This window comes from Buchnera aphidicola (Acyrthosiphon lactucae) (assembly GCF_005083565.1).
Classification (GTDB): domain Bacteria; phylum Pseudomonadota; class Gammaproteobacteria; order Enterobacterales; family Enterobacteriaceae; genus Buchnera; species Buchnera aphidicola_AH.
Genome location: NZ_CP034891.1, coordinates 296,191 through 318,129 on the forward strand (window position 1 = coordinate 296,191; position 21,939 = coordinate 318,129).

Consider the following 21,939-nt stretch of genomic DNA (forward strand, 5'->3'; position numbering starts at 1 on the left):
AATTATAAATATGTAATATAGGATTTTAAAATTTTACTTAAATAAGTATTTTAAATTTAATATATAGTAAATATTTTAATAATTTTAAATCGAGATAATAAATTTCATGAAGAAAAATAAAGATGTTTTATTAAAAAATAAAACATTAAAAAAATTAAAGATTATTACTACCAAAAATACTTATAAAATCACAGAAAAGTTAAAAAAACCTGATTGGATAAAAATTAAAATACCTGTTGATACATCTCGTATATATAAAATAAAAAATGCATTACGTAAAAATAATTTACATTCTGTTTGTCAAGAAGCTCAATGTCCAAATTTATCAGAATGTTTTAATAATGGTACTGCAACATTTATGATTCTCGGTCCTATCTGTACACGAAACTGTCCATTTTGTGCAGTTTTTCATGGCATACCTAATCCTGTAAATTTAGCAGAACCTAAAAAATTATCTAAAACTATCTTTGATATGGGAATTAATTATGTAGTTATTACTTCAGTTGTACGTGATGATTTATATGATGGAGGTGCTCAACATTTTGTCAATTGTATTCAAGCTATTCGTAGTAAAAATAAGGTTAAAATTGAAATATTAGTTCCTGATTTTCGAGGGAGAATAAAATTAATTTTAAATATTTTTAATAATACACTGCCTGATATTTTTAATCATAATATAGAAAACGTTCCTAGAATGTATAAAAAAATTCGTCCTGGAGCTAATTATAAAAGATCTTTATTACTATTAGAATCTTTTAAAAAAAAATATTTTGATATCCCAACTAAATCAGGTCTGATGTTAGGTATTGGAGAAAAAGATATTGAAATTATTCAAGTCATGAAAGATCTTTATTCAAGTGGAGTTACATTATTAACAGTAGGTCAATATCTTCAACCTAGTATTCGTCATCTGCCAGTAAAACGTTATATATCACTTTCAGAATTCGAAAATATAAAAAAAGAAGCTCTATCTATTGGTTTTACTAATGCTTATTGTGGTCCTTTTGTTCGTTCATCATATCATGCTAGTTTTCAATCGCATTTATCTATTAAGAAATAATAATATTAATAGTATTTAAAAATTAATATTTATATATCATGTAACTAGCACGTTTTACATAAAAAAATATATAGGAAATAATATTTTTCTATTAATATATGTTATTTATACTAGAGGTTGCATAGTGTTGAATCCTAATTCGGTTAAAATGCCAAAAATCATCATTGCATTAGATTTTTGTAATAAAAAATCAGCTATGAAATTAGTAAATCTTCTTAATCCGTCATTTTATTATTTAAAAATTGGAAAAGAAATGTTTACAATTTTAGGTTGTAAATTTATAAAAGAATTACATCAACTGGGATTTAACATATTTCTTGATTTAAAATTTCATGATATCCCAAATACTGTTTTTAATGCTACAAAAGCAGCAGCAGATTTAGGAATTTGGATGTTAAGTGTTCATGCTGCTGGTGGTAAAAAAATGCTGATTTCTGCAAAAAAAGCATTAAAATCTTTCAAAAAAGCTCCTTTATTAATAGCAGTTACAGCGTTAACTAGTTTAAAAGAAGAAGAATTGAAAGAAATTGGAATTCACATTTCGTTAACAGAATATATTCTAAAACTATCAAAATTATCTAATGATTGTGGTTTGGATGGTATTGTTTGTCCAGGAAAAGAAGCAAAAAAAATTAAGTTTTTATTTGGAAATCAATATAAAATTATTACACCAGGTATTAGAATTTCTAAAGATTTACTATATGATCAAAATAATATCATTACTCCTAAAGAAGCAAAAGAATGTAAAATAGATTATATAGTAATAGGACGCTCTATTACTATGTCAAAAAATCCGATTAAGAAATTAGATTTGATAATAAAATCTATGAAATAAATTTTAAAAAATATAAAAACATTATAAAATATTTATTTAATCCTGAATTAGGAGGATTTATGCGATTAATAGAAAAAGCTATATTACCTACTCCCTGGGGAAATTTTTTCATATTTGGTTTTGAAGAAAAGAAAAGTGGTAAAAATCATGTTGCTCTTGTATATGGTAATATAAAAAAAAGTACTCCTACTCTTTCTAGAGTACATTCAGAATGTTTAACAGGTGATGCTTTATTTAGTTTACGATGTGATTGTGGCAGTCAACTAGAAATGTCTATGGAAAGAATTTCTCAAGAAGGAAGTGGTGTATTAATTTATCATCGTCAAGAAGGAAGAAACATTGGTTTGCTTAATAAAATAAGAGCATATGCTTTACAAGATAGAGGATTAGATACAGTTCAAGCTAATCAAAAACTTGGTTTTTCTGCTGATGAGAGAGATTTTTCATTATGTGCTAAAATATTTAATTTACTAAATATTAAAAAAATTCGTTTATTAACAAATAATCCATTTAAAGTTCAGATGCTTATTAATGCTGGAATAAATATTATAGAACGAGTTCCTCTTATTGTAGAAAAAAATTCTAAGAATGCTTATTATTTAAAAACTAAAGCTGAAAAAATGGGTCACTTGTTATCTGAAGAAATATAATTAATTATTTAAATATAAATTAATTTTTTGTTAAAAAAATACTTTACTATTTAAATAGTAGGGGTTTTTTTGATGAACCCCTGGATAAAAATTATAATAAAAAATCTTTTAATATTTTTTTATTTTTTAAAATAGCATTTTTAATTACTGATGGAGTTCGTCCCTGACCAGTCCATGTTTTAAAATCTCCGTTTTTGTTAATATATTTATATTTTGCTGGTCTTTTAGGTCTTTTGCGTTTTTCTAACGATTTAATAGAATTGTTTTTTGTTAGTAACTCATTAGGACTTATACCATCAGCAATCAACATTTCTCTGTATTTTTTTAATTTGATTATCCTCTGTTCTATTTCTTTTTGAATTTTTTTTTCTTCTTCTTTTCTTTCATTAACGACAATTTTTAATTTTTCTAATATTTCTTCTAGAATTTCTAAAGAACATTCTCGTGAATGCACACGAAGCGTACGAATATTATTTAGAATTTTTAGTATTTCGTTCATTAGTATGTTCTCATCATATTAGTTAAAGATAAAAATATTTTTACTTAACAATCAATATTAAAAATGAGAAATCAATAATTTGAATAAAAAAACTCATTTATTAAAAATATAAAAATTTTATGTATTTTAAAATTCATAAAAATATACATAGTTTTTTTGATAAGAAAATTTTTATATTTTTACATTTATAATGTATAAAAAATATACAATACTTAAAGTTTTTATATAAATATATAACATGGTTTTATTATAGGTACAACAAAAGGATTCTATTAAATATAAATATATATTGAAAGTTTAAGATTAAATTTATAAAATTAATAATCTATTTAAAAAACTTTAATTAAATATTACTATTATAATAATGGACTTAAAAAGTAAAATATTTTTTCTAATATTCTCGTCCAATATGAACGCATAGACCAAACTTTTTTATCTATTAATTGAGAATCAGAAATATATTTATTTTGAATATAAAATAAATTCTGTCCAAAATCACTATCGTCAATAACCAAAGTTATTTCAAAATTTAACCAAAGACTTCTCATGTCTAAATTTACAGTTCCAATTAAACTTAATTGCTGATCTACTAATATGCTTTTACTATGTAAAAGTCCTTTTTTAAATTGATAAATTTTTACGCCGGCTTCTAATAATTCACTAAAAAATACTCTGCTTGCCCATTTTACTAAAATCGAGTCATGAGACAAAGGTATAATAATACTAACTTCGACTCCTCTTTGAGCAGCAGTACAAATAGCTTGCAGTAAATCTTCACTAGGGACTAAATAGGGAGTAGTTATGATTAATTCATTTTTAGCTGAATAAATAGCAGTTAATAATGCTTGATGAATCATATTTTCAGGAAAACCTGGTCCAGATGCAATAACTTGAATACTAGAATTTTTATTATACTGATTATCTAAAATTTTTTCATTTGGTAATTGAGGTAAAATTTTTAAACCTGTTTCAATTTCCCAATCACAAGAATAAATTATCCCGATTGTTGTAGCTACAGGTCCTTCTATTCTTGTCATTAAATCAATCCATTGACCAATTCCAGAAGATTTTTTAAATAAATAAGGATCAGCAAGATTCATGCTACCTGAATATGCAATATAATTATCAATTAATACAATTTTTCTGTGTTGTCTAACATCAATACGTCTTAAAAAAACTCGTAATAAACTAACTTTTAAAGATTCTACTACTTGAATACCAGATTTTCTCATTATTTTAACCCAAGGACTTTGAAAAAATTCAATACTTCCTGCTGAATCAAGCATCAATCTACAATGTATTCCGCGTTTTGCAGAATCAATAAGAGCTATTGCAACATCATCTGCTATCCCACCTGGTTTCCAAATGTAAAATACCATTTCAATATTTTTTCGTGCTAAATAAATATCACGTATTAACATTTGCATAATTTTTTTAGTATTAGTTAAAAGTTTAAGTTTGTTGCTTTTTATCCCATATATACCTTGTCTATGTTTACATAATTGAAATATAGAAGTAGCTACTTCACTATTTTTTATTTGAAAAATATGTTTACAAGATTTTAATTCATTAAGCCATGTATTAGAAATAGACCATATTCTATTTGCTATTTTTTTTTGTCTTCTTCCCAAATACAATTCCCCAAAAAAAAACCAAAAAGAAATTCCAATGAATGGAATAATATAAACTGTCAACAGCCAAGACATAGAAGAGGGTATATTGCGGCGTTTAATCAAAACTCGAAAAGTAATATTAGCAATTAATAACCAGTATATTAAAAAAACTAGACATTGGATTAAAATATAGAAAATATCCATCCATTGAAGGTCCTATTTATGATATTTCAAAAATTTTATATTTAATTAAATATTTTTCTATTTTCGAAAATAAAGTATGTGTGATATTTAAGTATTAGAATAATTAATTAAAATCCAAAATTTATTTTTTATTATTTTTAAAAATTAATTTTACTATTAAAATTAATAAAAAATAATATAAAAATATTTTATTTAACACCTTAGAAAAAAGTAATTTTAAATCAAATAAAAATATAATTAATTTTATCAAATATGAACGTAATACCTTAAAAATTTTTTGATAAAAATTAAAAAATTTTAGAAGTATATATTGCTTTAAATTTTAAAAGTGAAAATATAAGATATTAAAATAAATATAAATATATTTTTAATTTTATTAATAATTAGTATATAAAATTTAATTAATATATTTTAAAAAATAATTATTTTTATTTTCGTAGAGTTTTACTTAAATAATACTCATAGGTAATAATTCACGTGATTTTCCTGTTTTATCAATAGCTACATAAACGAATGCTGCTTCTGCAGCACAATAATATTTTCCTAATGGTTTAGAATAAATTTTTTTAATCCATATTTCTATATTAATTTTAATAGAACTCTTACCAATTTTAATACATTTTGCATAGCAACTAACAATATCACCAACTGATATAGATTTTAAAAAATTAATACTATTAACTCGTACAGTAGCTACTTTTCCACCTGCTATTTCTTTTGCTAATATTGCTCCACCCATATCCATTTGAGACATAATCCAACCGCCAAAAATATCACCATTAGCGTTGGTATCTGCAGGCATTGAAAGTGTTTTTAATACTAATATTCCCTTAGGTAATTTATTTTCTTCTGACATTATTAAAATTTTCACTCTATTATGTTGTAAAAAATTATTTGTCTTTCGATATTTTACGATTTATATAAATACTAGTGACTAAAATTAAAAAAAATGTTAAGGATGTAAAACCAAAAACTTTAAAATTCACCCATGTTGTTTCTGAAAAATAAGAAGCTATATAAATATTTAAAATACCGCAAAATAAAAAAAATAAAGACCAAAAAAAATTTATTTTACGCCAATAAATATTAGATATTTTTATTTCTTTTTCTAAAAATCTTTGTATCATTGGTTTTTTTGTCGAAAACTGACTAATTAATAAAATTATAGAAAAAAATATATAAATAATTGTTATTTTCCATTTAATAAATTGACTATTATGAAAAAATATTGTAAGAAAACCAAAAAAAGAAACTACAAAAAAACTAAATAAACTAATTTTATCTATTTCATTATAAAACATCCAATGAAGTATACATACTAACCCTGATGTAACAATTAAAGAACCAGAAGCTACAAAAATATCATAAAACTTATAAAATATGAAGAAAATGAGCATTGGTAATATATTTAAAATTTGTTTCATAATATAAACCTAGATAATCTTTGAATTTTTAGGAACGTGACAAAATCATGTAAAATCGAAATAAGTATATAATCAAAATAGAAAATAATATATTTATACTGATATTAAATATTAAAAACAAAATATTTTTATTAAAAAAATTAATATGAGATACTAATATTGTTAAAATAAATTTACTACATATCCAAAATAAAATACCTGGTCCTATTATTTTTATATATTTCCAAGAAATATACATACTCAAACGCATTGAATCTATTAATCCGTGTTTTTTAAAAGAAAAAATAATAGGTGATAATGATAGTGTTATTGATAATAATATTCCTGGAATAATTAAAAACATAAAACCTATTTGAGTAATAAAAGTAATTAAAAAATTTAATATAAATAAATTTGGTAAAAATGACAAAAAAGAATATATTGCTGATACAATTGATTTGTTTCTATTTTCAGATAAAAAAGAAATTAAAATTATAGTACTTCCTAACAATAATGTTTTGCTCATTAATGATTCTATAATTTTAACAATAGAATATTTCAATAATTCATTTTTTTCTTCTAAATTCATATTACCAATTAATTCTAATAATGAACCAGTATTAATAAATTTATTATTTTCTATTATAGAGACAATATGTATATCCGGTTCAATAAACATATCTATTAGTATATTAATTAAAGCAACAAATATAGATATAAAAAAAATAATTCCTATTTGTTTATAAAAAAAATAACGAGTATCATGACATAATTTACTTACCGTAATTGACATATGCATATTCCTTATAAATACTTTATATAATGCGAAGATTATACATATTATTTAAGATAAGAATATTTTTTATATATATAAATTATATATTTTAATAAAGTATATTATTATAATTTAGTAGAAAGTTTTAATGCACTAGTAAATTCTTTTATTTTTTCAATCATTTTTTCTTCTTCATGTAAATATTTTTCAATTATATTTATAATAGCAGAACCACATATTACACCAGATAAACCTGATAATATTGCTTGTTTAACTTGTTTAGAACTTGAAATTCCAAAACCTTGTAATAAGGGAAGACTATTATATTTTTTTATTTTTTTTATAAATTTTTTAGGTAATGATAAGGTTTTATTTTTAATCCCTGTGACTCCAGAACGAGACAATACATAAATAAATCCCTGTGCATATAAAGAAATTTTATTTAAAAAGTCATCATCTGCATCCGGAGGACAAATAAAAATAGAATTAATTTTGTATTTATTTGCAGTTTTATAAAAAACTTTTGATTCTTCAATAGGAACATCTGCTATAAGTACAGAATCTAAACCAGAATTAAAACATTGCAAATAAAAATTATCAATACCTTGATTATATATAAGATTAGCATATATCAAAAGACCAATAGGTAGTCTTTTATATTTTTTACGTATTTTTTCTAATATTTGAAAATAATCTAAAAAAGTATTTTTTTGAGATAAAGCACGTAAATTTGCTTTTTGAATAATTGGTCCATCAGCTAATGGATCTGAAAATGGAATCCCAACTTCTAAAGCATCTGCTCCGTTTTGAATCAAAGCTTCAATAATTTTTATTGATATTTTTAAGGACGGATCTCCTAAAACTACAAAAGGTATAAAACATCCTTCTTTTAACAACGATAATCGTTTAAATATTTCTTGATATCGATTCATAATCTTTTTCCTTTTTTTTTAAAACATCATTTATTATAGAGATATCTTTATCACCACGACCAGAAAGATTAACAATTAAAGTTTGTTTTTTAGTAGGATACATATTCATTAATTTCAATGCGTATGCTAATGCATGAGAAGATTCTAAAGCAGGGATAATACCTTCTTTTTTACAAAGAATTTGAAATGCGTTTATTGCTTCTGTATCAGTAATAGAAACATATTGAGCACGATGAATATCATTTAGCCAGGCATGCTCTGGACCAACTGATGGAAAATCTAATCCTGCTGAGATTGACCAAGATTCTTGAATTTGACCTTCCTTATTTTGCATTAAATGAGATTTCATTCCGAAATAAATACCAGTTCTACCTTGTGTTAATGGTGCTCCATGTTTTTCAGTATGTATACCGTAACCGCCCGGCTCTACTCCAATTAAATTGACTTTATCATGAATGAAATCCGAAAAAATACCAATAGCATTAGAACCTCCTCCAATACATGCAATAATTGCATCTGGAAGTCTTTTTTCTTGTTCTAAAATTTGTTTTTTTGCTTCTATTCCAATCATTTTTTGAAATTCACGAACAATAGTAGGATAAGGATGTGGTCCAGCTGCAGTACCAATCATATAATGAGATGTTTTATAACTGCTAGACCAATCACGTAAAGCTTCATTACAAGCATCTTTTAATGTACCAGAACCATTTTTTACTGATATCACTTCTGCACCCATTAATTTCATTCGAAATACATTAGCATTTTGTCTTTTAATATCTTTAATTCCCATATAAATTCTACATTTTAAATTTAATAATGCGCAAGCAATTGCTGCTGCTACACCATGCTGACCAGCACCTGTTTCAGCAATAATTTCCCTTTTTTTCATTCTAATAGCTAACATGGCTTGTCCTAAAACTTGATTAGTTTTATGTGCTCCACCATGTAATAAATCTTCTCTTTTAAGATAAATACGCGTTTTTGTACCCCTAGTTAAATTACTACAAAAAGTTAATGGAGTAGGTCTACCAGCATAATTTTTTAATAAATTATCAAATTGTTTTTTAAAATTAGGATCTTTTTGTGCAGCAATAAAATTTTTTTCTAATTCAAATAGAGCTGGCATTAATATTTGCGGAACGTACATACCACCAAATTCACCAAAATAAGGATTTAGTAAAGTCATGTAATAATTTCCTATAGTTTATTAAATAAAAAAAAAATAATTTAATAATATCTTAATCGTTGAAAAATTAATTTTATTTTTTTATGATCTTTAATACCAGGAGATATTTCTATACCAGAATTCAAATCTAATCCTGAACAATTTAATTTAGAAGCTAGAATACAATTATCTACATTGATTCCTCCAGCTAAAATAACGTTATCCAGAACATGATTATATAAAATAGACCAATCAAAAGATGTGTTACTTCCTCCAAAACTAGAGTCAAAAACATATCTATTTACGTTTTCCAAATTACGATTTGGAAATTTTGATTGAATAGAAAAAGCTTTCCAAATTTTAATTTTTTTAGGTAGTATCTTCCTTAATTCATCAATATATTGATTGTTTTCATTACCGTGTAATTGAACTGCATAAAGAGAAAGTTCTTCAGAAATTTTAGTAATAATATTTATATTTTCGTTTTGAAATACTCCTATAAATCTTAATTTACCATTTATAATAATATTTTTTGCAACTTTTTTAGTAATATAACGAAGAGAATTTTTTATAAAAATAAGTCCACCATAAATTGCTCCATATTTTTCAGAAACTTTTATATCAATACTACGAGTTAATCCGCAAATTTTATTGTGACCAAACATTATAGAACGTACACTTTTTTCTAAATCATTTTGAGACATTAAATGAGAACCAATTAAAAATCCGTTAACAAATTTACTAAGTTCTTTAATTTGACGATATTTAGTTATACCTGACTCACTTATTATAATAATATCTTTTTTGATTAAATTAGATAAAATACGAGTACGATTTAAATCAATTGATAAATCATGTAAATTACGATTATTAATACCAATAATATCAGCATTTAATTGAATAGCACGTTTTAATTCTTCTTTATTATTCACTTCAGTTAATATGCTCATGTTTAATTTTTTTGCTATTCTAGATAACTCTTGATACATTATATCGTCTAAAACAGATAACATTAATAAAATTGCGTCTGCATCGTAGTATCTAGCTAAATATACTTGATACGGATCAATAAAAAAATCTTTACATAAAATAGGTTGAGTGACATATTTACGTACTATTTTTATGAATTTTAAATTTCCATGAAAATATTTTTCATCTGTAAGAACTGATACACAAGAAGCATATTTTCTATAAACATTAGAAATTTCAACTAAATCAAAATTATTTCTAATGATCCCTAAAGAAGGTGATGTTTTTTTATATTCTAATATAAAACACGGTTTTTTTTCTTTTAAAGAATTATAAAAATTACGTGTTTTTTTATTAATTTTATTTTTGAAATTAATTAATGGTTTTTTTTCTTTTTTCCAAGAAACCCAATCATGTTTATCTTGTATAATTTTTTTAAGTATTGTTTCTTGCATAATTATCTTCTTTTAGCATGTCGGAAACATTTCTAATATGTTTATAAACATCTCCGCTTCTGATTTTATTTAATGCTAACTCGGTATTTTCTTTTAAATTTTCGTATCCAAAAACCTTTAATAACATTGCTACATTTACTGCTATCAGTTCTTCATGTAATCTATCACCTTTACCTTGAATGATTTGACTGATAATACGATAATTTTCCTCTAAAGAATTTATTGTTAATATTTTTTTAGAATGAATTTTTAAACCAAAACTTTCTGGTTGTAATTGATATGATATAATTTTTTTATTTAATAATTCAGAAACATATGTTGTTCCAGATAAAGTAACTTCATCAGTTTTATCACTATGTAACACTATTCCTCTTTGGTATTTTAGAGTTTTTAAAATTTTTATTGTAGGATTTATTAATTTTTTATTATACACACCAATAACAATAATAGGAGGTATTGCAGGATTAAGAAAAGGACCTAATAAATTAAAAATCGTTTTAGTTTTTAAATTTTTACGAACATTATTAGAATATTTAAAACCATCGTGATATTTTGGTGCGAATAAAAAACAAATATTTAATTTATCTAAAGTTTCTCGAGATTTTTCCGGAGATGCATTTAAATTTATATTAAATCTTTCTAAAAGATCAGAAGAACCTGATTTACTAGAAATTTTTTTATTACAATGTTTAACAATTTTAAAACCACATGTTGCAGCAACAAATGCACTCGTAGTAGAGATATTAATAGTATTTTTAGCGTCTCCACCTGTGCCTACGATATCAGAAAAAATATAATTTGGTTTAGGAAAATATTTCATGTTTTCTAAAAACGCATATATTGCCCCTGTTGTTTCTTCTATTGATTCACCTCGTATTCGCATGGCTGTCAATATAGACGATAGTTGTATATCTGTTATATTTCCAGAAGAAATTAATTTAAATAACTTATAACTTTCTTCTTGACTTAAAACTTTTGAATTATAAATTTTTTTTAAAATATTTTGCATTTATTACCTTTAAAATTTTTTAAAATAAATATTTATTGATATATAAAATATATTAATGTTTATATTTTTTTAAATTTCCACAATAATCTATTGATGTAAATAATTCAATTTAAATTTAAAAAACTTTATTTTATAAATTTTTTTTAATAAATTTTTACAATAAAAGAACAAAAGCATGAAATATATTATTTTTTAAAATAATAGGCATATTTTTATTTTTGGAGTGTTTTTAAATGAATAAAATAATAATAATAATATTATTTTCTTTAGTATCTGTTACTTGGGGAACTACGTGGATTGCAATGAAAGTTGCAATAGAAACAATTCCTCCATTTTTTGCTACTGGAATACGTTTTTTAGTTGCATCTCCTTTATTAATTGTTCTCGCATATTATACAAAAACTCCTCTTTTATTTCCATATGGACAAAGATGGTTTCAATTTTTTATTTCAATTTTTTATTTTTCTATACCATTTACATTAATGCTATATGGAGGTATTTACGTTAGTTCTTCGATTGCTTCTATTATATTTTCTAATATGCCTGTAGCCGTATTAATAGTATCGTTTTTATACTTAAAAAAAAGATTGTTTTTAACTCAAAAAATAGGAATGTTAATTTCTTTAATTACATTATTAACTGTTTTACTGGTAGAATTAGAATCACAATGTTTCTTTCAATGGAAGGGAATATTAGCTTTACTCTTTGCTTTATTCAGTCATGCTTTTATTTATGCAGAATGTCAGAAAAAATGTTGTAATGTATCTGTTATCACTTTTAATGCTTTACCATCATTATTATCTGGAATATTGTTATCTACAATCTCTTGGTTTATAGAAAGTCCTGATATTTATACTTTTTCTAATAGATCTATTTTAGCCATATTTTATCTTGGAGATTTTTCTGGAATTTTTGGTATTCTATCTTATTTTTATTTGCAAAAAAAAGTAAGTGCATTTTATGCTTCTACTGTTTTTTTAATTTTTCCAATTATTGCTGGATTTTTAGAAAATTATTTTTATAAAAATAAAATTTTATTATGTCAAATGTGGTTTATTTTTCCATTAATCATAGGAATATTATTAACTCTTATTCCAGTTGAATATCTCGAAAAAAATAAAAAATTAAATAATGAAAAATTATAGTTTTTATTTCATTGTTATAAATTATATAAGGTCTTATAAATGAGTGAAAAAATACAAAAAATATTATCTCATTTTGGATATGGTTCACGTCGGAACATTGAAGAAATGATTAAGTTTGGAAAAATATTTGTTAATGGGAAAAAAGCAGTAATTGGTCAACGTTTAGATAATAAAAATCCTGGAGAAATTATAATAAAAGGAGAAATAATATCCATAAAAAAAACACAATTCAAAACAAAGGTAATGATTTATAATAAACCAGAAGGGGAGATTTGTACTAAAAATGATTATAAAAAACGTCCTACTGTATTTGATAAATTACCATTTTTGAATATTAATCGATGGATTAGCATTGGAAGATTAGATCTTAATACTAGGGGGTTATTATTATTTACAAACAATGGAAATTTAGCTAATGCACTGATGCATCCTAGAAATAAAATAGAAAGAGAATACTATATTCGAGTTTTTGGAGAAATTAATAAAAATAAAATGAATATTTTAAAAAATGGAGTTAAAATTAAAGATAGTTATGCTTCATTTAAAAGTATAAAACCTATTAATAATAAATATTCAAAAAAAAATAAATGGTTTAAAGGTGTTTTATGTGAAGGGAAAAATCGTGAAATCAGAAATATGTGGAAAATAGTTAAATGTCAAGTTAGTCGATTAATTAGAATACGATATGGAAATATTATTTTACCTAAAAATTTAAAATTAGGACATTGGACTGAATTAAATTCTACATTAGTAAATGATTTATGTAATTCAGTTTCTTTTAAAGAACACTAAAAAAATTTTCCTTATTTAACTTATTTGATAAATACATTATATCTATACTTTTTTTAAAAGGTTTATCGCGTGAATTTACTTGTTAGTTATGAATTATTCTTAGCAAAAATTATTACTTTTATTATAATTAGTATTTTAGCATTAATTTTATTTTATACGATAATAAAAAGAAAAAAAAATACTCAAAGTAAAATAAAAGTTACTTTACTTAAAGAAAATTATGAAAATATAAAAACTAAAATTTTATTATCTACAATGCAAAATTTTGAAAAAAAAATATGGTTTGAAAAAGAAAAATTAAAAAATAAAAAAAATAAAAAAAAAATATTAGATAATAAAAATAAAAAGAAAATATTATATATTTTAGATTTTAAAGGAGATGTATATGCAAATAAAGTAATTGGATTACGAGAAGAGATATCTGCTATTCTTTCGGTAGCAAACAAAAATGATGAAGTTTTGTTACGTTTAGAAAGCTCTGGAGGTGTAATTCATGGATACGGATTAGCCGCTTCTCAGTTAAATAGATTACGTCAGAAAGGAATACGTTTAATTGTATCTATTGATAAAATTGCAGCAAGTGGAGGGTACATGATGGCATGTGTTGCAGATTACATTGTTTCAGCACCATTTGCAATAATAGGTTCCATCGGAGTGGTAGGCCAAATACCCAATTTTAATAAACTATTGAAAAAATGTAGTATAGATATTGAACTTCATACTGCAGGAGATCATAAACGAACCTTAACAATGTTTGGAAAAAATACTGAATCAACACGTAATAAATTTTGTGAAGAATTAAATACAACACATCAACTTTTTAAAAATTTTATCAAAGAAATGAGACCATCATTAGATATTGAGAGCGTATCAAATGGAGAACATTGGTTTGGGACAGTTGCTTTAGAAAAAAAATTAGTAGATCAAATTAGTACAAGTGATGATATTTTAATGTCTAAAATGGAAGATTTTACTTTGTTAAGTATTCAATATATTTATAATAAAAAAATATTAGAACGTTTTACTACTTCTATAGCAGATAATATCAGAAAAAATTTACTTAAAATATTTTTTTATAAAAATTATTTATAGTTTTAATAAAATAAGAAATTTTTAAAATAATTAATCTTACTTAATAATTTTTTTAAAATCTCAATTAATATAACTACATAGTGATGTATTGGATAAAAAAAATGCAAAAATCTCTTGTTATAGTTGAATCTCCAGCTAAAGCTAAAACTATAAATCAATATTTAGGTTGTGAATACATCGTTAAATCTAGTATAGGACATGTGCGCGATTTAATAAAAAGTAAATCACAAAATAAAGAAAATAAAAAATGTCTTAAAGAGAATTTTAATTTAAAAACTGATGAAAAGACCATTTTAATCAAAAAAATGGGAATTGATCCTTATCAAAACTGGAAAGCCGAATATCATATTGTGCCTGGTAAAGAAAAAATCATATCTGAATTAAAAATGATTGCAAATCAAGTAGACCATATATATCTTGCTACAGATTTAGATAGAGAGGGAGAAGCTATAGCTTGGCATTTAAAAGAAGTTATTGGAGGAGATGCTTCTAAATTTAGTCGTGTAATATTTAATGAAATTACTAAACATTCAATAAAACAAGCTTTTGAAAATCCAGGTCATATAAATATGCATCGAGTACATGCACAACAAGCACGTCGTTTTATGGACCGAATTGTAGGTTATATGATTTCACCTTTGTTGTGGAAAAAGATCTCAAGAGGTTTATCTGCAGGACGAGTTCAATCTGTAGCAGTTCGTATAATAGTAGATCGTGAAAATATTATAAAGAATTTTATTCCAGAAGAATATTGGAAACTAAATATATCTCTTTTTTCTAAAGATCAAAAAAAAATTAATATGGACGTAACACATTATCAAAATAAAATATTTCGTCCAATAAATAAAACTCAGATGTATTTTGCAATAGAAAAAATTAAAAAATCATTATTTACTGTTAAAAATTATGAAGAAAAAATATTTTATAAAAAAGCATCTGCTCCATTTATAACTTCTACTTTACAACAATCTGCGAGTCTTCATTTAGGTTTTAGTGTAAAAAAAACAATGTTTTTAGCACAAAAATTATATGAAGAAGGTTATATAACTTATATGAGAACTGATTCAAATTATTTAAGTCAACATTCTATTAAAAAGGCTAGAATATATATAAAAAGTCATTATGGTAGTGATTATTTACCTAAAGAACCTAATTTATATTCTAATAAAAAACATTCTCAAGAAGCTCATGAAGCCATTCGACCATCAGACATTGAAATAAAAAGAATAAATTCAGATCATTTAAGTTCAAGTGCTAAAAAATTATACCAATTGATTTGGAATCAATTTATAGCTTCGCAAATGCAATCAGTTAAATATAAATCTATTACTATAACAGTAGTAGCTGATATGTTTAAATTGCAGAAAAATGAAAGAGTAGTTTTATTTGATGGGTGGACTAGAGTTTTAATAGAAGAAAAAAATATTATTTCTGAATTTCCTATACTTAAAATAGGTAGTCTATTATTCATAGATGAAGTCATACCTAGCCAAAAATTTACTAAACCGCAACCACGTTTTAGTGAAGGATCTTTAGTACGCGAATTAGAAAAAAAAAGTATTGGAAGACCTTCGACTTATTCTGTAATCACATCAAAAATACAAGATCGAGGATATGTAAAAATTAAAAAAAATAAATTTTATGCAGAAAAAATGGGAGAAATTCTTACTGTTCGATTAAAAAAAAGTTTTAGTAATTTAATTGATTATAACTTTACTGCACATATGGAAAAAAAGCTTGATAAAGTTGCTGAAAACAAAATTGAATGGAAAAATCTTCTTAATTCTTTTTTTAAAAATTTTTCTAAACAACTAGAAAAAGCTAAAAAAAGCCCAGAAGAAGGGGGTATGGAATTAAATAATATTGTTCCTACCTCAATTAATTGTTCAGTTTGTGGTAAAAAAATGGGAATTAAAACTGCTGTAACTGGTGTTTTTCTTAGTTGTTTAGGATATAATAATACTGAAATTAAAAACCGTTGCAAACAAACTATAAATCTAATTTCATTAAATGATTTTAATAAAGAAGAAGATAATACAAGACAGATATCTTTAAAATCAATTAATCGATGTAAAAAATGCAATATGTCTATGGATAGTTATTTTATTAATCAAAAACTAAAATTGCATATTTGTATTAACAATCCTAGTTGCATTGGTTATACACTCGAAAAAGGGGTTTTTAAAAATCCTGTTTATTTATCTGAAATAATTCAATGTGAAAAATGTCATACCAAAATGATAATGAAAACAGGACCGTTTGGTAAATTTTTTATATGTATTAATAAAAAATGTAAAAATACAAGAAAAATTTTACCTAATGGTGAAATATCAGATCCAAAATTAGAACCTATTTCCTTCCCACAATTGCGATGTAAAAAATCTGATGCATGGTTTATTTTACGAGAAGGTATTGCTGGTATTTTTTTTGCTGCCAATACTTTTCCTAAATCACGTGAAACTAGATCTCCATTTGTAGAAGAATTAGCTCGATTTCAACATTTATTACCAGAAAAAATACATTATTTATCTAGTGGACCTATAATAGATGACAATGGAAATAAAACCATTGTTTGTTTTAATCGAAATAAAAAAACACATTATATTACTTCTAAAAAAAAAGGAAAATTTACAGGTTGGTTAGCTATTTTTACTAATAAAAAATGGTGTGTGATAAAAAAGTAATATTTATAAAACACTTAATTTTTATTTAGTTATATCAAATAAAATGCACGTATTTTTTCTGTAATTAATCTAATAAATTTTGGATTACTAGTTATATTTCCAGAATGACAATTATTATGTTCATGTCCGCCTGTAAAATTACTAATTAAGCAACCAGCTTCTCGAACTTGTAATTTGCCTGCTATAAAATTGTTAGGTTCTAAATTAAAATCAAATAAACAATCTATTTTCCCAGCTGCAACATAAGCAGTATCAAGTACAGTAGATCCAGTACATCTAAAAGATATTCCACAAAAAATTAATTTTTTGTACATTTCAAAATAAGAAAACGTTTCATTATAAATTTTTTCAGGTAGATTAACTGCAACTGTAGTACAGTTTAAAGTATTAACTTTACTACATCTAGTTCGATATCCATTTAATTGTGAACCTTGTCCTTTTACAGCTGTAAATAAATCATTTCTTATAGGATCGTATATCACAGAAATTTCGATTTGACTTTTTATAATAATAGCAATAGAAATACAAAAGTATGGAAAACATTTAATAAAATTATTCTTACCATCTAGTTCATTGATAACCCAAATAGTATTTTCATTATTTTTTTTTAAAAAAATATTTTCATTTTTTTTTAAAATAATATGGTGGGGATAAGATTTATGAATAATTTGATTAATTATTCTGTTTGTTTTATAAATTATATTTTTTATAAATGTCTTATTTTTTTCTAAATCTTCTTTAATAAATTTATGTGTATCATAATTTTGAATTATAAAATCTCCTCCTTTTCGTACTGCACGAATAGCAATATTTAACATTGGATGCATAGAAATCTCCTAAATTTCATAATTTATTAGAATAATATCATGATTTAAATCTTTTTAATATTTATTAAAGAGAAAAAACATTTTTTAATATATAAAAATAGTATTAAAATTAATGAATTTATCATATTAATATATTATTATAATTAATATATAAAATAATAATATATTTTAGTATTTTCTTCTAAGGTAAATTTTTGAATGAAAAAATATTTAATACTAATTAATTGTAGGTTTTTAGATGAATAAAAATATTAATATATTGAATATTTCAACATCTAAAATTAATTTATTAGATTTAAATCGTCAAGATTTAAAAAATTTTCTTATTTCTTTAGGAGAAATAAAAAGTTTTTGCACAGAACAAATTATGAAGTGGATATACACTCATTACTGCAATGATTTTAATAAAATGTTTAATATTAGCATAAAAACGAGAAATAAACTATGTAAAAAATCTTATATTTTCGCACCTAAATTTACAGAAGAAAAAATTTCTCATGATGGTACAATAAAGTGGATCACTTCTATTAATAATCAAAAAATTGAGACAGTTTATATACCCGAAGAAAAACGCTCTACTCTTTGTGTTTCTTCACAAATAGGATGTTGTTTACAATGTCATTTTTGTGCTACTGGAAAAGAAGGTTTTCAACGAAATTTAAAAGTTTCTGAAATCGTCGCTCAAATTTGGCAAGCAAATAAAACATTAAAAGAAAAAAATATTACAAATCGTATTACTAATATAGTATTTATGGGTATGGGTGAGCCTTTGCTAAACTTAAATAATGTTGTTTCTGCATTGAAAATAATTCTTGATAAGTATGGTTTTAGTTTATCAAAACGTCGTGTTACTTTATCAACTTCAGGAATAGCTCCAGCACTAGATAAATTAAGAAATATGATCGATATTTCTTTAGCAATTTCTTTACATGCTCCGAATGATGTTATTAGAAATCTAATTATGCCAATTAACAGAAAATATAATATTTCTGCTATTTTAAATTCTGCATTAAAATACTTAAAATTTTCAAATGCAAATCGTGGTGGAGTAACAATAGAATACGTTATGCTGGATGGAATTAATGATTCTAATGAAAACGCTCAACAATTAGCTACTTTATTAAGTAAAATACCCAGTAAAATTAATTTAATTCCTTGGAATTCTTTTTTAGGTGCATCTTTTTTATGTAGTAATATTCATCGAATTAATATTTTTGCAAATATTTTAAGAAAAAAAGGATTTTCTGTAATGATTAGAAAAAATAGGGGACAAGATATTAATGCTGCATGTGGACAATTGACTAGTAATATAATAAATCACCTTACAAAATAATTTAATTATTATCCCATCATTATATATAAAAAAATATGAATAAATATAAAATTATTAATAGAAGAAAATCAGATCGTATTTACGTTGGTAAAGTACCCATCGGAAATAATGCACCTATTTCAATTCAGTCAATGACTAATACTCAAACTACAAATACTTTAGAAACTATTAATCAAATTTTAGAATTACAAAAAGTAGGAGCAGATATTGTTCGTATTTCTATACCAACTTTAAAAGCTGCTGAATCATTTAAAGAAATTAAAAAAAAAATAACAATTCCGTTAATTGCAGATATACATTTTGATTATAGATTGGCTTTAAAAGCTATAAAATATGGAGCAGATTGTTTAAGGATTAATCCTGGAAATATTGGTAATAAAAAAAGAGTATCAGAAATAATCTCTTGTGCAAAAGATAAAAATATACCAATTCGTATTGGTGTAAATGCAGGATCTTTAGAAAAAGATATACTTAAAAAATACAAAACTCCTATACCAGAAGCTTTAGTAGAATCTGCAATGAGACATATTGAATATTTTGACACTTTAAATTTTAATCAATTTAAAGTCAGTGTTAAAGCATCTGATGTTTTCTTAGCAGTTGAATCTTATCGAATGTTAGGAAAAAAAATTACACAACCTTTACATATTGGAATAACAGAAGCAGGTGCTTTAAGAAATGGAACAGTTAAATCTTCTATAGGTATTTCTTTACTATTATTAGAGGGTATTGGAGACACAATACGAATTTCGTTAGCTGCAAATCCTATTGAAGAAGTAAAAGTAGGTTATGATATTTTAAAAGTTTTATGCTTAAGATCAAGAGGAATTAATTTTATTGCTTGCCCTACTTGTTCAAGACAAGAATTTGATGTAATTAATACAGTAAATAAATTAGAAAAAAAATTAGAAGATATTTCGACTTCTATAGATGTATCTATTATTGGTTGTGTTGTTAATGGAATAGGTGAAGCTAAAACGGCAACATTAGGTTTAACAGGAAATTATAAAAAAAGTTCGTTTTATGAAGATGGAATACGACAACAAAAAAAAATAAAAAATGAAGAAATTATAGAAAAAATGGAAATTAAAATTCGAAAAAAAATAAAAAAGATAGATGAATTAAATAATTTGAAAAAAACTAATATTTAACTATATATTTTAATGAATTTATATTTTATACAAGAGAAAATAGTGAATAAAGAAATTAAATCTATTAGAGGAATGCATGATTATCTTCCAAAAGAATTAAAAATATGGAATCATATAGAAATTATATTAAAAGAAGTTTTAACTAGTTATTGTTATTTAGAAATAAGATTACCTATATTGGAAAAAACTGAAATTTTTAAAAGAGCAATTGGTAATATTACTGATGTAGTAGAAAAAGAAATGTATTCTTTTAAAGATCGAAAAGGTAATAGTTTAACTTTACGTCCAGAAGGTACTGTAGGTTGCGTACGAGCCATATTGCAAAATTGTTTATTACACAACAAGAAAAATAATAAATTTTGGTATTTAGGTCCGATGTTTCGATATGAAAGACCACAAAAAGGAAGATATCGTCAATTCTATCAATTAGGTGCAGAAGTTTTTGGATTAGATAAAGAAGACATAGATTTAGAAATTATTATTTTAACATATCGTTTATGGAAAAGAATTGGTATTAATTCATATGTGACATTAGAAATCAATTCAATTGGTTCTAAAAAAGATCGTTTCCAATATAAGAAAGCGTTAGTTTATTTCCTAAAAAAATACGAAAATTTATTAGATGAAGATTGTAAAAGACGATTGTATACTAATCCTTTACGTATTTTAGATTCTAAAAATCAAGATATTCAAAAAATATTAAAAGAAGCTCCTTTACTCAGTGAATATATTGATATTTCTGCAAGTAATCATTTTAAAAATTTATGCAGTATGATGGATTCTCACGGGATAAAATATATTTTTAATCCAAATTTAGTACGAGGATTAGATTATTATAATAGTACTGTTTTTGAATGGAAAAGTAATAAATTAGGATCACAAAATACTATTTGTGCAGGAGGTCGATATGACTCTTTAGTTCAAGAAATGGGAGGTCAAAAAACATCTGCTATAGGATTTGCAATAGGAATAGAACGTTTAGTATTATTAACGAAATCTCTAAATATTTTTTCAGAAAAAATAGAAGAAATTAACATCTATATTATTTTTATAGGAGATCATAATAAATATTATGCTGTAAATTTATCCGAAGAAATCAGAGATGTATACCCAAAATTAAAAATATTTATCAATTTTTCAAATCAAAATATTAAAAAAAAAATAAAAAATGCTATAAATTCTTCAGCAAATATTATGATATTAATAGGTGATAATGAAATTAAAAAAGGATTTTTTTCAGTTAAGGATCTAAAAAAAGAAAAAGAATATTATCTTTTAAAATATGAATTAATGATAAAAATTCAAAAAATTTTTAAATAAGTTTAATATATTCTAATGAAAAAATA

At 23.8% G+C, this 21,939-nt stretch carries 20 protein-coding genes; 10 read left to right on the forward strand and 10 right to left on the reverse strand.

What is annotated here, in order from left to right; all coding sequences use genetic code 11:
- Window positions 1–106: 106 nt before the first annotated feature.
- The 3 genes from lipA (at window position 107) to ribA (ending at window position 2,545) form a co-directional block, all read left to right on the forward strand.
- On the forward strand, window positions 107–1,060 hold the full coding sequence (lipA, locus tag D9V61_RS01370; RefSeq protein WP_158339454.1) for a lipoyl synthase: 954 nt from the start codon (window positions 107–109) through the stop codon (window positions 1,058–1,060).
- A gap of 124 nt (window positions 1,061–1,184) precedes the next feature.
- Window positions 1,185–1,895, forward strand: a complete 711-nt coding sequence (gene pyrF / locus D9V61_RS01375; RefSeq protein ID WP_158339455.1) for an orotidine-5'-phosphate decarboxylase — start codon at window positions 1,185–1,187, stop codon at window positions 1,893–1,895.
- A gap of 59 nt (window positions 1,896–1,954) precedes the next feature.
- Window positions 1,955–2,545, forward strand: a complete 591-nt coding sequence (gene ribA, locus D9V61_RS01380; RefSeq protein WP_158339456.1) for a GTP cyclohydrolase II — start codon at window positions 1,955–1,957, stop codon at window positions 2,543–2,545.
- 91 nt (window positions 2,546–2,636) lie between these two features.
- On the opposite strand, the gene D9V61_RS01385 is transcribed toward ribA, so the two are convergent.
- The 9 genes from D9V61_RS01385 to trpD all read right to left on the reverse strand — a co-directional run bounded on the left by D9V61_RS01385 (window position 2,637) and on the right by trpD (window position 11,569).
- Complete coding sequence (locus tag D9V61_RS01385; protein WP_158339457.1) at window positions 2,637–3,044, reverse strand: H-NS family nucleoid-associated regulatory protein; 408 nt, start codon at window positions 3,042–3,044, stop codon at window positions 2,637–2,639.
- A gap of 356 nt (window positions 3,045–3,400) precedes the next feature.
- A complete protein-coding gene (gene cls / locus D9V61_RS01390; RefSeq protein WP_158339458.1) occupies window positions 3,401–4,861 on the reverse strand; it encodes a cardiolipin synthase in 1,461 nt (486 codons plus the stop codon).
- Between the two features lie 448 nt (window positions 4,862–5,309).
- Window positions 5,310–5,717: an acyl-CoA thioester hydrolase YciA gene (yciA, locus tag D9V61_RS01395; RefSeq protein ID WP_158339459.1), complete on the reverse strand. Its 408-nt coding sequence runs from the start codon at window positions 5,715–5,717 to the stop codon at window positions 5,310–5,312.
- 34 nt (window positions 5,718–5,751) lie between these two features.
- Window positions 5,752–6,285, reverse strand: a complete 534-nt coding sequence (locus D9V61_RS01400; RefSeq protein ID WP_158339460.1) for a septation protein A — start codon at window positions 6,283–6,285, stop codon at window positions 5,752–5,754.
- Between the two features lie 28 nt (window positions 6,286–6,313).
- Window positions 6,314–7,057: a YciC family protein gene (locus tag D9V61_RS01405; RefSeq protein WP_158339461.1), complete on the reverse strand. Its 744-nt coding sequence runs from the start codon at window positions 7,055–7,057 to the stop codon at window positions 6,314–6,316.
- Window positions 7,058–7,164: 107 nt separating this feature from the next.
- Entirely contained in the window at window positions 7,165–7,971 is an 807-nt protein-coding gene (trpA, locus tag D9V61_RS01410; protein ID WP_158339462.1) for a tryptophan synthase subunit alpha, read from the reverse strand.
- The gene (gene trpB / locus D9V61_RS01415) at window positions 7,946–9,157 is read right to left on the reverse strand and encodes a tryptophan synthase subunit beta (protein WP_158339463.1); all 1,212 of its coding nucleotides are present in this window, start codon (window positions 9,155–9,157) and stop codon (window positions 7,946–7,948) included. The genes trpA and trpB overlap by 26 nt, the downstream gene beginning before the upstream one ends.
- Before the next feature lie 41 nt (window positions 9,158–9,198).
- A complete protein-coding gene (gene trpCF / locus D9V61_RS01420; protein ID WP_158339464.1) occupies window positions 9,199–10,560 on the reverse strand; it encodes a bifunctional indole-3-glycerol-phosphate synthase TrpC/phosphoribosylanthranilate isomerase TrpF in 1,362 nt (453 codons plus the stop codon).
- Window positions 10,541–11,569: an anthranilate phosphoribosyltransferase gene (gene trpD / locus D9V61_RS01425; RefSeq protein ID WP_158339465.1), complete on the reverse strand. Its 1,029-nt coding sequence runs from the start codon at window positions 11,567–11,569 to the stop codon at window positions 10,541–10,543. The genes trpCF and trpD overlap by 20 nt, the downstream gene beginning before the upstream one ends.
- A gap of 233 nt (window positions 11,570–11,802) precedes the next feature.
- Here trpD and D9V61_RS01430 point away from each other — a divergent pair, with 233 nt between their 5' ends.
- The 4 genes from D9V61_RS01430 (at window position 11,803) to topA (ending at window position 17,282) form a co-directional block, all read left to right on the forward strand.
- Window positions 11,803–12,714 carry a DMT family transporter gene (locus D9V61_RS01430; protein WP_158339466.1) on the forward strand — a complete coding sequence of 304 codons (912 nt, stop codon included), beginning with the start codon at window positions 11,803–11,805 and terminating at the stop codon, window positions 12,712–12,714.
- A 39-nt stretch (window positions 12,715–12,753) separates the two neighbouring features.
- Window positions 12,754–13,506 carry a pseudouridine synthase gene (locus tag D9V61_RS01435; RefSeq protein ID WP_158339467.1) on the forward strand — a complete coding sequence of 251 codons (753 nt, stop codon included), beginning with the start codon at window positions 12,754–12,756 and terminating at the stop codon, window positions 13,504–13,506.
- Window positions 13,507–13,575: 69 nt separating this feature from the next.
- On the forward strand, window positions 13,576–14,598 hold the full coding sequence (gene sohB, locus D9V61_RS01440; protein ID WP_158339468.1) for a protease SohB: 1,023 nt from the start codon (window positions 13,576–13,578) through the stop codon (window positions 14,596–14,598).
- 101 nt (window positions 14,599–14,699) lie between these two features.
- The gene (gene topA, locus D9V61_RS01445; protein WP_158339469.1) at window positions 14,700–17,282 is read left to right on the forward strand and encodes a type I DNA topoisomerase; all 2,583 of its coding nucleotides are present in this window, start codon (window positions 14,700–14,702) and stop codon (window positions 17,280–17,282) included.
- A gap of 29 nt (window positions 17,283–17,311) precedes the next feature.
- Here the strand turns inward: topA and D9V61_RS01450 are convergent, their stop codons facing one another.
- The gene (locus tag D9V61_RS01450; RefSeq protein WP_158339470.1) at window positions 17,312–18,109 is read right to left on the reverse strand and encodes an inositol monophosphatase family protein; all 798 of its coding nucleotides are present in this window, start codon (window positions 18,107–18,109) and stop codon (window positions 17,312–17,314) included.
- 238 nt (window positions 18,110–18,347) lie between these two features.
- On the opposite strand from D9V61_RS01450, the gene rlmN reads away from it, so the two are divergent.
- From rlmN to hisS, 3 genes are read left to right on the forward strand one after another with little or no spacing between them, the layout of a single operon-like run.
- The gene (rlmN, locus tag D9V61_RS01455) at window positions 18,348–19,442 is read left to right on the forward strand and encodes a 23S rRNA (adenine(2503)-C(2))-methyltransferase RlmN (protein ID WP_158339471.1); all 1,095 of its coding nucleotides are present in this window, start codon (window positions 18,348–18,350) and stop codon (window positions 19,440–19,442) included.
- 35 nt (window positions 19,443–19,477) lie between these two features.
- Window positions 19,478–20,593, forward strand: coding sequence for a flavodoxin-dependent (E)-4-hydroxy-3-methylbut-2-enyl-diphosphate synthase (ispG, locus tag D9V61_RS01460; RefSeq protein ID WP_158339472.1), 1,116 nt, complete (start codon window positions 19,478–19,480; stop codon window positions 20,591–20,593).
- A gap of 12 nt (window positions 20,594–20,605) precedes the next feature.
- Window positions 20,606–21,913 (forward strand): histidine--tRNA ligase, encoded by a 1,308-nt coding sequence (gene hisS, locus D9V61_RS01465; protein WP_410049990.1) that lies wholly within the window; start codon window positions 20,606–20,608, stop codon window positions 21,911–21,913.
- Window positions 21,914–21,939 lie beyond the last annotated feature (26 nt).